At 57.8% G+C, this 14,573-nt stretch carries 17 protein-coding genes; 4 read left to right on the forward strand and 13 right to left on the reverse strand.

Annotation, left to right across the window (positions count from 1 at the left end; all coding sequences use genetic code 11):
- Nucleotides 1-11 precede the first annotated feature (11 nt).
- The 3 genes from IM300_RS12360 to IM300_RS12370 all read left to right on the forward strand — a co-directional run bounded on the left by IM300_RS12360 (nucleotide 12) and on the right by IM300_RS12370 (nucleotide 3,084).
- The gene (locus IM300_RS12360) at nucleotides 12-1,379 is read left to right on the forward strand and encodes a 6-phospho-alpha-glucosidase (protein WP_063868002.1); all 1,368 of its coding nucleotides are present in this window, start codon (nucleotides 12-14) and stop codon (nucleotides 1,377-1,379) included.
- A gap of 89 nt (nucleotides 1,380-1,468) precedes the next feature.
- Nucleotides 1,469-2,314 carry a 3-mercaptopyruvate sulfurtransferase gene (sseA, locus tag IM300_RS12365; RefSeq protein WP_193036719.1) on the forward strand — a complete coding sequence of 282 codons (846 nt, stop codon included), beginning with the start codon at nucleotides 1,469-1,471 and terminating at the stop codon, nucleotides 2,312-2,314.
- On the forward strand, nucleotides 2,314-3,084 hold the full coding sequence (locus tag IM300_RS12370) for a MurR/RpiR family transcriptional regulator (RefSeq protein ID WP_063450521.1): 771 nt from the start codon (nucleotides 2,314-2,316) through the stop codon (nucleotides 3,082-3,084). Before sseA ends, IM300_RS12370 begins: the two co-directional genes overlap by 1 nt.
- A gap of 17 nt (nucleotides 3,085-3,101) precedes the next feature.
- Here the strand turns inward: IM300_RS12370 and sseB are convergent, their stop codons facing one another.
- From sseB to trmJ, 11 genes are all read right to left on the reverse strand, one after another.
- The gene (sseB, locus tag IM300_RS12375) at nucleotides 3,102-3,878 is read right to left on the reverse strand and encodes an enhanced serine sensitivity protein SseB (RefSeq protein ID WP_131636477.1); all 777 of its coding nucleotides are present in this window, start codon (nucleotides 3,876-3,878) and stop codon (nucleotides 3,102-3,104) included.
- Nucleotides 3,879-3,975: 97 nt separating this feature from the next.
- Nucleotides 3,976-5,262 carry an aminopeptidase PepB gene (gene pepB, locus IM300_RS12380; protein ID WP_193036721.1) on the reverse strand — a complete coding sequence of 429 codons (1,287 nt, stop codon included), beginning with the start codon at nucleotides 5,260-5,262 and terminating at the stop codon, nucleotides 3,976-3,978.
- Nucleotides 5,263-5,322: 60 nt separating this feature from the next.
- Complete coding sequence (gene iscX / locus IM300_RS12385; RefSeq protein WP_003860650.1) at nucleotides 5,323-5,523, reverse strand: Fe-S cluster assembly protein IscX; 201 nt, start codon at nucleotides 5,521-5,523, stop codon at nucleotides 5,323-5,325.
- 1 nt (nucleotide 5,524) lies between these two features.
- On the reverse strand, nucleotides 5,525-5,860 hold the full coding sequence (gene fdx, locus IM300_RS12390; RefSeq protein ID WP_003860652.1) for an ISC system 2Fe-2S type ferredoxin: 336 nt from the start codon (nucleotides 5,858-5,860) through the stop codon (nucleotides 5,525-5,527).
- Nucleotide 5,861: 1 nt separating this feature from the next.
- Complete coding sequence (gene hscA / locus IM300_RS12395) at nucleotides 5,862-7,712, reverse strand: Fe-S protein assembly chaperone HscA (RefSeq protein WP_193036723.1); 1,851 nt, start codon at nucleotides 7,710-7,712, stop codon at nucleotides 5,862-5,864.
- Between the two features lie 14 nt (nucleotides 7,713-7,726).
- Nucleotides 7,727-8,242, reverse strand: coding sequence for a co-chaperone HscB (gene hscB / locus IM300_RS12400; RefSeq protein ID WP_063867992.1), 516 nt, complete (start codon nucleotides 8,240-8,242; stop codon nucleotides 7,727-7,729).
- Nucleotides 8,243-8,318: 76 nt separating this feature from the next.
- Entirely contained in the window at nucleotides 8,319-8,642 is a 324-nt protein-coding gene (gene iscA / locus IM300_RS12405; RefSeq protein WP_003860659.1) for an iron-sulfur cluster assembly protein IscA, read from the reverse strand.
- Between the two features lie 13 nt (nucleotides 8,643-8,655).
- Complete coding sequence (iscU, locus tag IM300_RS12410; protein WP_015703172.1) at nucleotides 8,656-9,042, reverse strand: Fe-S cluster assembly scaffold IscU; 387 nt, start codon at nucleotides 9,040-9,042, stop codon at nucleotides 8,656-8,658.
- A gap of 24 nt (nucleotides 9,043-9,066) precedes the next feature.
- Nucleotides 9,067-10,281, reverse strand: a complete 1,215-nt coding sequence (gene iscS / locus IM300_RS12415; protein WP_003860663.1) for a cysteine desulfurase — start codon at nucleotides 10,279-10,281, stop codon at nucleotides 9,067-9,069.
- Between the two features lie 117 nt (nucleotides 10,282-10,398).
- Nucleotides 10,399-10,890 carry a Fe-S cluster assembly transcriptional regulator IscR gene (gene iscR, locus IM300_RS12420; protein ID WP_022649018.1) on the reverse strand — a complete coding sequence of 164 codons (492 nt, stop codon included), beginning with the start codon at nucleotides 10,888-10,890 and terminating at the stop codon, nucleotides 10,399-10,401.
- 236 nt (nucleotides 10,891-11,126) lie between these two features.
- Nucleotides 11,127-11,852 (reverse strand): tRNA (cytosine(32)/uridine(32)-2'-O)-methyltransferase TrmJ, encoded by a 726-nt coding sequence (gene trmJ, locus IM300_RS12425; protein WP_193036725.1) that lies wholly within the window; start codon nucleotides 11,850-11,852, stop codon nucleotides 11,127-11,129.
- Between the two features lie 132 nt (nucleotides 11,853-11,984).
- On the opposite strand from trmJ, the gene suhB reads away from it, so the two are divergent.
- Nucleotides 11,985-12,788, forward strand: a complete 804-nt coding sequence (gene suhB / locus IM300_RS12430) for an inositol-1-monophosphatase (protein ID WP_003860668.1) — start codon at nucleotides 11,985-11,987, stop codon at nucleotides 12,786-12,788.
- Nucleotides 12,789-12,848: 60 nt separating this feature from the next.
- Here the strand turns inward: suhB and IM300_RS12435 are convergent, their stop codons facing one another.
- Entirely contained in the window at nucleotides 12,849-13,829 is a 981-nt protein-coding gene (locus IM300_RS12435) for a nickel/cobalt transporter (protein WP_193036727.1), read from the reverse strand.
- Nucleotides 13,820-14,458, reverse strand: a complete 639-nt coding sequence (locus IM300_RS12440) for a DUF1007 family protein (RefSeq protein ID WP_193036729.1) — start codon at nucleotides 14,456-14,458, stop codon at nucleotides 13,820-13,822. The genes IM300_RS12435 and IM300_RS12440 overlap by 10 nt, the downstream gene beginning before the upstream one ends.
- Nucleotides 14,459-14,573: the final 115 nt, after the last annotated feature.

Genomic DNA, 14,573 nt, shown 5'->3' on the forward strand with positions numbered 1-14,573 from the left:
AGGAGCTAAAAATGTTTACACCCCCCTTTATTCTGTCGATTGCCGGCGGTGGCAGCACCTACACGCCGGGTATTGTGAAAAGCCTGATGGTACGCCTGGACGATTTCCCTCTGGCAGAGATCCGCCTGTACGACATCGACGAGGCGCGTCAGAAGACCATTGCGCCCGTGGTGGAGAAGGTCATTCGCGACCACAGCCAGAGCATCAAATTCACCGTCACCAGCGACCCGGAAGTGGCCTTCAGCGGCGCGCACTTTGTTTTTGCCCAGATGCGCGTCGGACAGTACAAAATGCGCGAGCAGGATGAAAAAATTCCGCTGCGCCACGGCGTGGTCGGCCAGGAAACCTGCGGCCCAGGAGGTCTGGCGTATGGACTGCGCACGATCCTGCCGATGGTCGAGCTGATTGATCGAGTGGAACGCTACGCACATGAGAAAGCGTGGATCGTGAACTACTCTAATCCGGCAGCGATTGTTGCGGAAGGCGTGCGTCGCCTGCGCCCCAACGCACGGGTGCTGAACATCTGCGATATGCCGGTCGCGGCGATGCGTAATATGGGGGCCATCCTGGGCGTGGATCGTCGCAGGCTGGAGGTGGACTATTTTGGTCTCAACCACTTCGGCTGGTTTACCCGCGTGCTGGTGGACGGCGAGGACAAATTACCGGAGCTGCGTAAACATATCGCGAAGTTTGGCCTGCTGACGGAAGATGCCGCAAAAACCGACCCGCAGCACTCGGATCCGTCGTGGGTGAAAACCTGGCGCAACATCAAGCCGATTATGGATAACTTCCCGGAGTACCTGCCGAACCCGTATCTACAGTACTACCTGATGCCGAACCAGATCGTGGAGCATCAAAACCCCGACTATACCCGGGCCAACGAAGTGATGAACGGGCGTGAGAAAAAACTCTTCGCCGCTGCCGAAGAGTACCAGCGCACCGGAATTTTACCGGATGCCTTCCACGTAGGTGTCCACGGTGAGTTTATCGTCGATGTCGCCTGCTCGCTGGCGTTTAACCTGCGCCAGCGTCACCTGGTGATGGTCGAAAACCGCGGGGCGATTACCAACCTGCCTTATGATGCGGTGGTGGAAGTGCCTGCCTATATTACCTCCGAAGGACCAGAGCCCGTCCGCGTGGGTCAGGTGCCGCTGTTCCACCAGACGCTTTTACAGCAGCAGCTGGCCTCTGAACAGCTGCTGGTTGAGGCGACCATCGAAGGCAGCTATGAGAAAGCACTTCAGGCGTTCACCCTGAACCGCACCGTGCCGACCATGGAACATGCGAAAGCGATCCTGGATGAGATGATCGAAGCCAACCGCGACTACTGGCCTGCACTGCAAAAGGCCTGGCAGGACGGCGAAGCGGTGAAAAAATAGGGGCTTGCTCGCGAGTTGAACGTGGTTAGCTTGTCGGTGTCAGAAAAAACACCGACAATCCTTTTTTACGGAAAAGAATGGAGGCAACCATGTCCACCTCATATTTTGTCGCTGCCGACTGGCTGATTGAGCACGGTGACGACCCGGAAGTTCAGATTATTGATGCGCGCATGGCACCTCCGGGGCAAGAGCATCGTGACGTTCCCGGTGAGTACCGCGCATGGCATCTGCCAGGCGCGGTATTTTTTGATATCGAAGCGCTTTCCGATCACACCTCTCCCCTGCCGCACATGCTGCCGCGTCCGGAAGCGTTTTCCGTGGCGATGCGCGAGCTGGGCATCAGCAAAGACAAACATCTTGTTGTTTACGATGAAGGCAATCTGTTCTCCGCGCCGCGCGCGTGGTGGATGCTGAAAAACTTCGGCGTGGAAAAAGTGTCGATTCTGGCGGGTGGGCTTGCGGGCTGGAAACGCGATGAGCTGCCGCTCCAGCAGGGTGACGTCACGCTGCCGGAAGGCGATTTCGACGCGTCGTTTGACGCACACGTGGTGAAGCGTCTGACCGATGTGCTGGTCGTCAGCCACGAAAAGACGGCGCAAATCGTCGATGCGCGTCCTGCACCACGCTTTAACGCTGAAGCGGATGAACCACGACCGGGGCTGAGGCGAGGCCATATTCCGGGTGCGCTGAACGTGCCGTGGGGCGATCTGGTGTTTGAAGGTGAGCTGAAAACCACCGATGAATTGCGTGCCGTTTTTGAACGTCAGGGCGTGGATCTGCATCGTCCGATTATTGCCAGCTGCGGCTCCGGCGTGACGGCCTGCGTGGTGATTCTGGCGCTGGCAACCCTTGGCGCGAATGACGTGACGCTGTATGACGGCGCCTGGAGCGAATGGGGCGCGCGGGACGATCTGCCGGTTGAACCGACGAAATAATGGATAACCGCCTGGCAACGCTGTTAACGCGCGGGTCCTCGCTGACCCGCGCGGAGTATCGCGTCCTCGCCCACCTCACTGAGCATCCGCTGCTGGTGGGCAACATCACGGTGCGCGAGCTGGCGCTGGCGACATTTGTCTCCACCGCGACGATTATGCGCCTGTGTCAGAAGCTCGGGTTCAGCGGCTTTAGCGAGTTTATCTGGCACTGCAAGCAGCTGCTTTCAGACACGCCGCACATCACCGTACAGCCTGAGCAGCATGCGGAACTACCGGCGCTGTTCGCTCAGTTTATTGCCAACTATCAGCACACCTTTCAGTGGGTCACCCAGGCCAAACGCCAGCAGTTTGCCAGCCTGCTGCGCCAGAAAGAGAGCTTCTTTCTCTACGGCGCCGGGTTTTCGTATCTTTTTGCCGAGTACCTGACCAAGAAGTTGCAGGTGCTGGGCAAAACGGCGTTCATCTCCGGGCCGGGGGACAGCCGGAATATTTTTCTCAGTAACGCCGCGCGTTATCAGGTGTTTATTGCCGTCTCCCGCAGCGGCGAAACGGAGCAGGTACTGGATAAAGCGCGGATAGCCAAAAACGTCGGCATGACGGTCGTCGCCTTTACCCGAGCCTCCGCCAATACGCTGGCGGGCATGGCGGATCTGCATTTCGCGCTGTATGACGAGGCGGTGCATTTCGCTGCCGAAGCCGCGGGCGTGACGTCGTTTGAGTCGAATCTGGTGCTACTGATGGATTTACTGCTGCTGGAGGCAACGGGGTGAGGCTCACCCCGCCGTAATTAAATAATGCGGTTGGTTTTAAGATCGCGCAGGAAGCCGCCCCAGCGACGCTCATAGAACGGGGTGATGTGCTCGGTAATAAAGTGGCTGATTCCCTTCTCGCCCTTCTTCACCTGACAGATATCGATCGGCTCATCGCCCGGCAGCGTGTCGGTCGCTACGCTTCCCGCTGCCTGAATGATCTCCTCAATATCGCCGTCCGCTTCAATACCAATCAGCAGCACGGGCTGTTCATCAGCCCCCTCTTTGATGGAGCAGAGAAAAGCGCGTTTCACCGGCTTAATGGTACTAAACAGCGTGGTCAGGGAGTCAATCATCTGCGCGGGCGGCTCGGCCACTTCAGAGAGCAGCAGCGTTTCTCCCCCTTCCAGCACCTCCTGGGTACTGAGCGGGTTGCCCTCCTCACCTATCAGGTGGCTGATTTCGCGCGGGGTGAACTCTTTCCCTGTCGGCAGTTTGGCGTTGAGGAAAAGCGTCTGCCCCAGCGTCATTTCGAACAGCGTGCGCACCGGCATCACCACGAACGCCTGTTCATCTTCTACCGCTTCCTGCAAGGCTTCCAGCGAGGTAAAGAACGGGATCACCGAGGTGCCGTCATCTTTCTCCCAGTGCAGCAGATCCAGCGCGCTGTCTTCGACAACCTGCTCACCTTCCGCCGCCGTTCCCGGCACCCAGACGGTGGATTCCAGCAGCGTGCGGAAAAAGGCCGGACGGTGGGCGGGCTCGGTCGCCGCCTGCTCCAGCAGGGTCTCTAATTCGTTTTTAGTATCTGACATAGTTTCGCTACTTCAAAGATACGCCGGGTGGCGCTTCGCTTACCCGGCCTACAAAACCGTAGGCCCGCACAAGCGCAGCGCCACCCCGCAAAAAAGATCACTCAGCCGTCAGCAGGTTCGCCACGGTACGCACACCCAGACCGGTCGCCCCCGCAGACCACTGTTCAACCGCCGCTTTACGGTAGGTTGCAGAGCAGTCGATGTGCAGCCAGCCTTCATGATAGTTCTCAACGAAGTGCGACAGGAAGCCTGCTGCGGTGCTTGCACCCGCCGGATACGCCGCGCTCGCGGTGTTGTTCAGCTCGGCAAAGTTAGACGGCAGCTGGCTGCGGTGGAACTCGGCCAGCGGCAGGCGCCAGAACGGCTCGTTTTCCGCCGCAGCGCTTGCCAGCAGGCGAGCGGCCAGCTTGTCGTCGAAGCTGAACAGCGCGTGGTAGTCGTTACCCAGGGCCGTTTTCGCCGCGCCGGTCAGGGTCGCCATGTCGATAATGAGCTCTGGCTTCTGGGCAGAGGCGTCGATCAGGCCATCGGCCAGCACCAGACGGCCTTCGGCGTCGGTGTTCATCACTTCGACATTTTTACCGTTGCGGTAGCGAATGATGTCGCCCAGCTTGAAGGCGTTACCGCTCACCATGTTATCCGCGCAGCACAGGTACAGCTTGACGCGCTTGTTCAGGCCACGAGTGATGGCGAACGCCAGCGCGCCGGTGATGGTTGCCGCGCCGCCCATGTCGGACTTCATGGAATCCATGAATGCGCTCTGCTTCAGGCTGTAGCCGCCGGTGTCGAAGGTAATGCCTTTCCCGACCAGGCAGGCAAAGACCGGCGCTTCTTTATTGCCGGTTGGGTTGTAATCCAGCGCCAGCAGGACCGGAGGACGCTCAGAACCACGGCCCACGGTATGAATGCCCATGTAGTTCTGCTCGCGCAGATCTTCGCCCTTGGTGATGCGGTAGGACATGTTATCCCCCGCCACGCCGGACAGCAGGTCAACGGCGCGCTGCGCCAGCTGCTCAGGGCCAAGCTCTTCCGCCGGGGCGTTAATGGTGTCGCGCACCCAGTCGATAATTTGCAGGCGGCTTTCCAGCTCTTTCTGACCGGCTTCATCGAGGTTCGCCCACTCAATTTTACGGGTGCCTTTCGGGCCTTTGTATCCCGCCCAGAACGCCCAGCTGCGGTCAGTATCCCAGCCTTCACCTTCCAGCGACACATGCTTAATGCCCAGGCCGTCAATTTTACGCGCGGCGCGCTGGATCAGACCCAAATCATCGTTGCCCGTCAGGTGCAGGGTAATACCGTCGTTGTTGATGCTGTAGGTGGCTTTTTCGCCCCAGCGCGCGTCAGCAGGCTGTGTGGCGAGCGTAATCTTCATCGCTTCGGTCATTTTATTTATCCTTATTAGCAACTAGCAAACGGGCCGCCTGAAGGCAGCCCGTTTTGTTATTTATTCTGCTTCATCTAACCAGACTAACAGAATCGCCTCCAGAATTTTTTCATTGGATGCGTTAGGATCGTCGTCGAAATCCTCTAAATCGCAGATCCACTGGTGCATGTCGGTGAATCGTACGGTTTTCGGATCGAGATCCGGGTTCGCGTCGTAGAGCGCTTCGCCGATTTCACGGCTGTCTGTCCACTTCAGTCCCATATTAGTGCTCGCGTGCGTGGTTAATGGTGTAGCGCGGGAACTCCACGACCAGATCTTCATCGGTCACCGCGGCCTGGCAGCTCAGGCGGCTGTCTGGCTCCAGACCCCATGCTTTATCCAGCATGTCGTCTTCGTCTTCGGTGCTCTCGGCGAGAGAGTCGAAACCTTCACGCACGATGCAGTGGCAGGTGGTGCAGGCACAGGATTTTTCACAGGCGTGTTCCACTTCGATACCTGCACGCAGGGCAACATCGAGAATGGTTTCACCGGTCTTCGCTTCCAGAACAGCACCATCCGGACAGAGGTCCGCATGAGGCAAAATAACAATCTTTGGCATATTAAACCTCGTCCACGGACTGGCCTTTCAGCGCGACGCGGACAGATTTGTCCATGCGGCGAGCGGCGAAGTCCTGGGTTTGTTTATCAACGTTTTTAATGGCTTCTTCTATTGCGTCAGCGTCATTGCCTTCGGCAACTGCGCGTAAGCGCGCGGCAGCCTCGTCAATCACCTGGCGCTCGGCGGCGCTTAACAGCGCGGCATCGGCAGCGAGCGCCCCGTTCAGGCTTTCCAGCACGCGTGCGGCTTCAACTTTCTGTTCAGCCAGCATACGCGCCTTCACATCCTGCTCGGCGTAGCTCATTGAATCATGGATCATGGAGGCGATTTCGCCATCGGTCAGGCCGTAGGACGGCTTCACCTGGATGGACGATTCCACGCCGGTGGATTTTTCCATCGCCGTCACGCTCAGCAGGCCGTCGGCGTCCACCTGGAAGGTCACGCGAATATGCGCCCCGCCCGCCGGCAGCGCCGGGATACCGCGCAGCGCAAAGCGCGCCAGAGAGCGACAGTCCTGCACCAGTTCGCGCTCGCCCTGCATCACGTGGATGGACATCGCGGTCTGGCCGTCTTTGAAGGTGGTGAACTCCTGCGCGCGCGCCACCGGAATGGTGGTGTTACGCGGGATCACTTTCTCCACCAGGCCGCCCATGGTTTCTAAACCGAGAGACAGCGGGATGACGTCCAGCAGCAGCATTTCGCTGTCCGGCTTGTTGCCAACCAGAATATCGGCCTGGATAGCGGCGCCGACGGCAACCACTTTATCCGGGTCGATGGAGGTCAGCGGCGTGCGGCCAAAGAATTCGCCCACGCGCTCGCGCACCAGCGGCACGCGCGTTGAGCCGCCTACCATGACCACTTCCAGCACCTCGTCAGCCTCCACGCCCGCATCCTTCAATGCGCGACGGCAGGCCAGCAGGGTGCGTTTAACCAGAGGCGCAATCAGCTCGTTGAACCGATCGCGGGTGATTTCACCCTGCCAGCCTGCGACATTCACGCTGACCGACTGCGCATCGCTCAGCGCAATTTTGGCGTCGATAGCCGCATCCAGCAGTTCGCGCTGAACGCGCGCATCGCTGCGATCGCTGATGCCCGCCTGCTCGCGGATGTAGTCCGCCAGCAGATGGTCGAAATCATCGCCGCCGAGCGCGGAATCCCCGCCGGTCGCCAGCACTTCGAACACGCCGCGGCTCAGGCGCAGGATAGAAATATCAAAGGTGCCGCCGCCCAGATCGTAGACCGCAATCACCCCTTCCTGACCGGAGTCGAGGCCGTAGGCAATCGCCGCCGCCGTCGGTTCGTTCAGCAGGCGCAGCACGTGCAGGCCCGCCAGACGCGCGGCGTCTTTGGTGCCCTGACGCTGTGCGTCGTCAAAATAGGCCGGAACGGTGATCACTACGCCGTCCAGATCGCCGCCGAGCGTCGCCGTCGCGCGCGCCGCCAGCGCTTTGAGGATGTCAGCGGAAACACGAATTGGGTTCAGCAGGCCGGCCGCCGTGGCAATCATCGGCAGGCCGTTTTCACTGGCCTGAAGCTGATACGGCAGGTGCGGGTAGCGGGTCTGGATATCAGCCAGCGAGCGGCCCATCATGCGCTTTACGGAGCTGATGGTGTTGGCCGGATCGCGCGCGGCGTTGGCGCGGGCGTCGTAGCCAACCGCGTGCCCCTGCGGCTGATAGTGGACCACGGAAGGCAGCAGATGGCGGCCCTGCTCGTCAGCCAGCGTTTCCGCCTGGCCGCTGCGCACGGTCGCCACGAGGGAATTGGTGGTGCCCAGGTCAATACCGACCGCCAGACGACGCTGGTGCGGTGCGGCGCTTAAGCCAGGCTCACTAATTTGTAATAAGGCCATAATTGCTTCCGAAATTAAAAATCGAGCAGCTTTTCTTCGAGTTGTTCAGCACTGCTTCGCAGTTTATCGAGAAAACGGAGTTTGCGCACAGTGTCTGCCGCGACGTCCCAGGTCTCGTTGTTCAGTTGCTCCACCATCTGCTGATGGCGGGTATCGAACATGCCCTTCACGCGCGTGATAAAACGTTCCAGACGCGCTTCATCTTTGGCCTGTTCAATCTCATCCAGCTCTTCGCGAAGCGTAAGCTGTTCCATCAGAAAGGCGGTGTCACGCACGGTATGCTGTTCGCTCGCCAGATCGAAGCCGTGGAGCGAAAGCAGATATTCGGCACGCGTCAGCGGATGACGCAGCGTTTGCCAGGCCTGGTTGATGGTTGCGGAGTGCGATACCGCAGCCAGTTGCTCTGCCTGCGTCCCGCTGGCGAATTTATCCGGATGGTACTGACGCTGTAGATCCTGGAAACGGATCGTCAGTGCCTGAAGATCGATCGGGTATTGAGCGGGTAGTCCGAAGAGAGTGAAGTAATCCATAACAATCTCAGGGGTAGCCTGTTAGAACAAACCCCACGCGCAGCAAAGCCACGGTGGGGTTTCGGATGACGCGCGGTTAAACGTGGAAGCTTTCGCCGCAACCACACTCGTCTTTGACGTTCGGGTTCGTGAATTTGAACCCTTCGTTCAGGCCTTCTTTTACGAAGTCCAGCTGAGTGCCGTTGAGAAATTGCAGGCTTTTGCCATCGACCACCACCTTCACGCCCTTGTCTTCAAACACGGTGTCATCAGACGCCGGCTCGTCAACAAACTCCAGTACGTAAGCCATACCAGAACAGCCGGAGGTACGTACGCCCAGTCGCAGGCCAAAGCCTTTACCACGGTTCGCCAGAAAAGAGCTTACTCGCGCGGCAGCGCTGTCGCTAAGGGTAATCGACATACTCAAACCTCAATTATTTTGCTTCACGTTTGCTTTTGTAATCCGCAATGGCGGCTTTGATCGCGTCTTCTGCCAGAATAGAACAGTGAATTTTCACCGGTGGCAGTTCGAGTTCTTCAGCAATATCCGTGTTCTTGATTGCCTGTGCTTCGTCCAGAGACTTGCCCTTCACCCATTCGGTGACCAGGGAGCTGGAGGCAATAGCAGAACCGCAGCCGTAGGTCTTGAAGCGCGCGTCTTCAATGATACCTTCATTGTTGACTTTAATCTGCAACTTCATCACGTCGCCACATGCTGGCGCACCAACCATGCCGCTGCCGACAGAGTCGTCGCTGTTGTCAAAAGAGCCAACGTTGCGCGGGTTCTCGTAATGATCGATAACTTTTTCGCTGTATGCCATGATTGAATTCTCCTTATGTACCGATTAGTGATGTGACCATTCAATGCTGTTCAGATCCACGCCCTGCTTGAACATTTCCCACAGTGGAGAAAGGTCGCGCAGACGGCCGATGGAGTTACGAACCAGCTTGATGGTGTAGTCAATCTCTTCTTCGGTAGTGAAACGACCTAAAGAGAAACGGATTGAGCTGTGTGCCAGCTCGTCAGTCATGCCCAGCGCGCGCAGCACGTAGGATGGCTCCAGGCTTGCAGACGTACAGGCAGAACCGGAAGAAACGGCCAGGTCTTTCAGCGCCATGATCAGCGATTCACCTTCAACATAGTTGAAGCTGACGTTGAGGATGTTTGGCGCGCCCTGCTCGAGATCGCCGTTCAGATACACTTCTTCCATATCTTTCACGCCGTCCCACAGACGGTTACGCAGCGTACGCAGGCGTGCCATCTCGGTTTCCATCTCTTCTTTCGCGATACGGTACGCTTCGCCCATGCCCACGATCTGGTGAACAGGCAGCGTACCGGAACGCATGCCGCGCTCATGACCGCCGCCGTGCATCTGTGCTTCGATGCGGATGCGTGGCTTACGACGAACGTACAGCGCGCCGATACCTTTCGGGCCATAGATTTTGTGGCCGGAGAAGGACATCAGGTCCACCTTCAGCTGGCTCAGATCGATAGGCAGTTTGCCCACGCTCTGGGTCGCATCCACGTGGTAGATGATGCCGCGCGCACGGCACATTTCGCCGATGGTCGCGATGTCCTGCACAACGCCGATTTCGTTGTTAACGTGCATGATGGAAACCAGGATGGTGTCGTCACGCATCGCCGCTTCGAGCTCTTTCAGGTCGATGATCCCGTTGCTCTGCGGCGCCAGGTAAGTCACCTCGAACCCTTCGCGCTCCAGCTGACGGCAGGTGTCCAGCACGGCTTTATGTTCGGTTTTGCTGGTGATGATGTGCTTGCCTTTTTTCTGATAGAAGTTGGCCGCACCTTTGATCGCCAGGTTGTCGGATTCGGTCGCACCGGAGGTGAAAACAATTTCACGCGGGTCGGCGCCAACCAGGTCAGCAATCTGATTACGGGCGATATCTACCGCCTCTTCAGCATGCCAGCCAAAACGGTGTGAACGGGAAGCTGGGTTACCAAAGTTTCCGTCCAGGGTCAGACACTGCATCATTTTCTCGGCAACACGCGGGTCCACCGGCGTGGTTGCGGAGTAATCGAGATAAATCGGTAATTTCATTGCTCTATAAACTCCGTACATCGCTTCAATGCAAGGAATCAGGCAACCGGCTGGATGTACGACCGAGTACGCGGGGTGTGACTACCCCGGCCTGATTCTGAATACTTATCTTTTTAATTACGCGCGCAGTTTAACGTCGATGGCGTCCTGCGAACGGGTGCTGCGTTGTGAATCCTGACTGTGCTGACGACCAGAAACGTCCAGAACTTCCTGGTTATTCACCAGTTCACCCAGGGTGATATTGTTCAGGAAGCCGGTCAGACGGTCGCTCAGATCGCGCCACAGCGCGTGGGTCAGGCATTTATCGCCGCCCTGACAGCCGCCTTTACCCTGGCAACGGGTTGCGTCAACGGATTCATCCACCGCGCTAATCACTTCGCCAACCGCAATACTGCCCGCGTCTTTACCCAGCAGATAACCGCCGCCCGGGCCACGAACGCTGGACACCAGTCCATTTTTACGCAGTCTGGAGAACAGCTGTTCCAGGTAAGAGAGGGAGATCCCTTGTCGTTCAGAAATATCAGCCAACGGAACCGGGCCCGCTTCGGAGTTGAGCGCAACGTCCAGCATCGCGGTCACGGCATAACGCCCTTTAGATGTCAGTCTCATGTCTTACTTAACCTCAAACTCGCCCCTGCCCGGGGTTTTTTATTGTAAAATGGGGGTATTGCATAGCAGGGCCAAGTCTGACATTCCTGACTAAATTGGTCAACTATTTACTTGACTGTTTTAGTCAGGTATTTAACCTTCTGTGCCGTATTTTTTGCCCGGCGGCGCTGTGCTTGCACGGGCCTACGGGCTTTGTAGGCCGGGTAAGCGAAGCGCCACCCGGCGAACACACGGCACTACTCTTTATTCTTCTGCTCAATCGACGCCAGGATCCCGCGCAGGATGTTAAGCTCCTGGCTTTCCGGACGGGCGCGGGTAAACATACGGCGCAGCTTGTTCATTACCTGGCCCGGGTGGCCTTCACGGATGAAGCCGGTAGAGAGCAGCGTCTGCTCCAGGTGGCCGTAGAAACGCTCCAGGTCGTCCACCAGCGGGTAGGCCGTCTCTTCTTTAGGTTCGACCTGTTTCTCCTGCGCCGCCAGCCATGCCATGCGCACTTCGTAGGCGATTACCTGCACCGCCATCGCCAGGTTAAGCGAGCTGTATTCCGGGTTGGCGGCAATCGCCACGTGGTAGTGGCACTTCTGTAGTTCCTCGTTGGTCAGGCCAACGCGTTCGCGACCAAACACCAGCGCAACCGGCGCCTGCTCCGCTTCTGAGACGCTTTTCAGGCCGCATTCGCGCGGATCCAGCATCGGCCACGGGAGCGTACGGGAGCGCGCACTGGTGCCCACCACCAGGCTGCAACCGGCCAGGGCTTCATCCAGCGTGTCCACGATCTGCGCATTACCGATCACGTCGCTGGCGCCGGCCGCCAGGGCAATAGCCTGAGAGTCTGGTTTCACCAGCGGATTAACCAGCCACAGGTTCGTTAAGCCCATGGTTTTCATAGCGCGGGCCACAGAGCCCATGTTGCCGGTGTGCGATGTTTCGACCAGCACGATTCGAATGTTTTGCAGCATAATTTTTAGATGTCTGGGTTCAGTGTCTGAAGAATATTCGGGCATATTATCATAAACGAGAGACATAATCCGATCCCGCTGCTATACTCTGCGCCGATTTTCCTGTTCTTTAACATCCAGTGAGAGAGACCGATGCATCCGATGCTGACCATCGCCGTGCGCGCAGCGCGCAAGGCGGGTAATGTAATTGCCAAACACTACGAAACTCCAGACTCCGTAGAAACCAGCCAGAAAGGCAGCAATGATTTCGTGACTAACGTCGATAAAGCCGCAGAAGCGATTATTATCGAAACGATCCGCAAATCTTACCCGCAGCACACCATCATCACCGAAGAAAGCGGTGAACATGAAGGTACCGATCAGGATGTTCAATGGGTTATCGATCCACTGGATGGCACTACCAACTTCGTTAAACGCTTGCCACACTTCTCAGTTTCTATCGCAGTACGCATCAAAGGCCGTACTGAAGTCGCCGTTGTCTACGATCCAATGCGTAACGAACTGTTCACCGCTACCCGCGGCCAGGGCGCGCAGCTGAACGGCTACCGTCTGCGTTGCAGCAATGCACGCGATCTGGACGGCACCATTCTGGCGACCGGCTTCCCGTTCAAGGCGAAGCAGCACGCAACCACCTATATGAATATCCTGGGCAAACTGTTCACCGAATGCGCGGACTTCCGTCGCACCGGCTCTGCTGCACTGGATCTGGCCTACGTGGCGACCGGTCGCGTTGACGGTTACTTCGAGCTGTCCCTGAAGCCGTGGGACTTTGCAGCGGGCGAACTGATCGCACGTGAAGCAGGCGCCATCGTGTGTGACTTCACCGGCGGTCATAACTATATGTCTACCGGCAACATCGTTGCAGGTAACCCGCGCGTCGTTAAAGCCATGCTGGCAAACATGCGTGATGAACTGAGTGATGCGCTGAAGCGTTAATTCAGCATGTTAAGCCCGGTGGCGCTCCGCTTACCGGGCCTACAAATCCCTCAGGTACGGCTAAAAAGGCCGCAGCCCCCTTCCCACCGGCACCGCGCTCATCCACATCGTGACCGCAGCCACCAGCAGAATCAACCCGCCCGCCAGCGCAAGCGTCGTCCAGCCAACCTGTCGCCACAGCACCGGCGTTTTATTGCCGCTGAGTTTTACCGCCAGCTGACGGAAGCTGTGCACCAGCAACGCTAACGAAGAGATAGTCAGAGACGTTCCCGCCGCCATCGCCAGCGCCGAGAGCATTCCCCAGCCAAATACCCCTATCACTTTGCTGAACAACAGCACCATGATCGCTCCCGAGCACGGGCGCATCCCCATAGAGAGCACAATCATCAGGCGCGCGCGCCAGTCGTCGCCGCTCTGTAATTGCGCCTGCGTCGGCAGATGCTGATGCCCACATCCGCAGTTTTCATGGTGAACGTGATGCGGCGTAAAGGCTTTGAATTTCGGTTTTTGCAGCAGCGCGCGCAACTTTTTCAGCGCCCGCCAGCAGAGGATCAGCCCCAGCACGCCCACCAGCGCGTAACTCCCCTTCTCCAGCCAGAAGCTGCTCATATGCAGTTGACGGGCTGGCAGCTGCAACAGCGAAAGGACTATCACCACGAGCGCAATCGCCACAACGCCCTGAAGTAAAGAGGACGCCAGCGTCAGGCCAATGCTCGATTTCAGCTTCGACGGATGGGTGGCAAGCCAGGTGGTGATGACGATTTTACCGTGCCCCGGCCCCAGCGCGTGCAGCACGCCATAGATAAAGCTGAACGCCAGAAGAGAACCGCCCGCTTTGGTCGGGTTCTCCGCCACCGCCTTCAGCAGCCCGCTCATCTGCTGGTTGACTTCACGCTGCCAGATAATGCTTTTTATCATCACCTGCGGCCAGGCCTGCCACAGCCAGAGCGCGCCGCAGACGGCTAACAGTAAAAAGAGCGCCAGAGGCCAGAGGTGCAGCCAGCGACGCGGCTTGCTGACGGGAGAGGAGATCACTGACATTGCAACGTCACCTCCTGCGCAAACTGTTTTCCTAATTCCATGTCTTCTGGGGGCGCATCTTCTTTATCAAGGGAAACGGCAAAATTCAGCGTCTCTTCGCTGGGCGTCGGCGTGTGCACGGCAATTTTGCAGATTTTTTGCAAATTTTCCGGCAACTGCACGTCGCTGTCCTGGGCGTAATGCATATCGACATAGTAGGTTGGATCAAACGTGGAGAACGTGTACTTCTGCCCTGCCAGCGGCTGAGGGTGCGCCAGCGGAAGGATAAACGTCAGCACCGCCTGATGACCGTCGCGGGTCATGCCGTACTCCGTGGGACGGTTAAGAAACTTCACCTTTTGTCCGTTGTGCCAGAACTCGGTGAAGTAGTGCTGACCCAGCACGTTGGCCATCACTTCTGCCGCCAGCTTTTTCCAGATCTCGTCGCCGGGCTTTGCGTTTCCGGCATCGTACAGCAGATCGGCGGAGGTGATTTCATCCATCGTCCAGCGCATTTTCAGGCCGCTGAGCTGCGTGCCGTCCGTCACCAGCTCGGTTTTCAGGCTGATAAAACTGTGAGGATGGGCGCCGGCGGCGAAAGTGAAAACCGCCAAAAATAACGCTACCGCGCTTTGTTTAACTATTTGCATCTGTTCCTCACGTCAAAAATTCTGTGATGTTCGCCAGCAATCCTGAGTGAAAGGCCTGCCGGCGCGCTTTTCAGCGCCCATCCTTTAGCTATTCTTATCAAACATTCACACTGGA

This window comes from Enterobacter cloacae complex sp. I2 (genome assembly GCF_014896205.1).
In the GTDB taxonomy this organism is placed as follows: domain Bacteria; phylum Pseudomonadota; class Gammaproteobacteria; order Enterobacterales; family Enterobacteriaceae; genus Enterobacter; species Enterobacter quasihormaechei.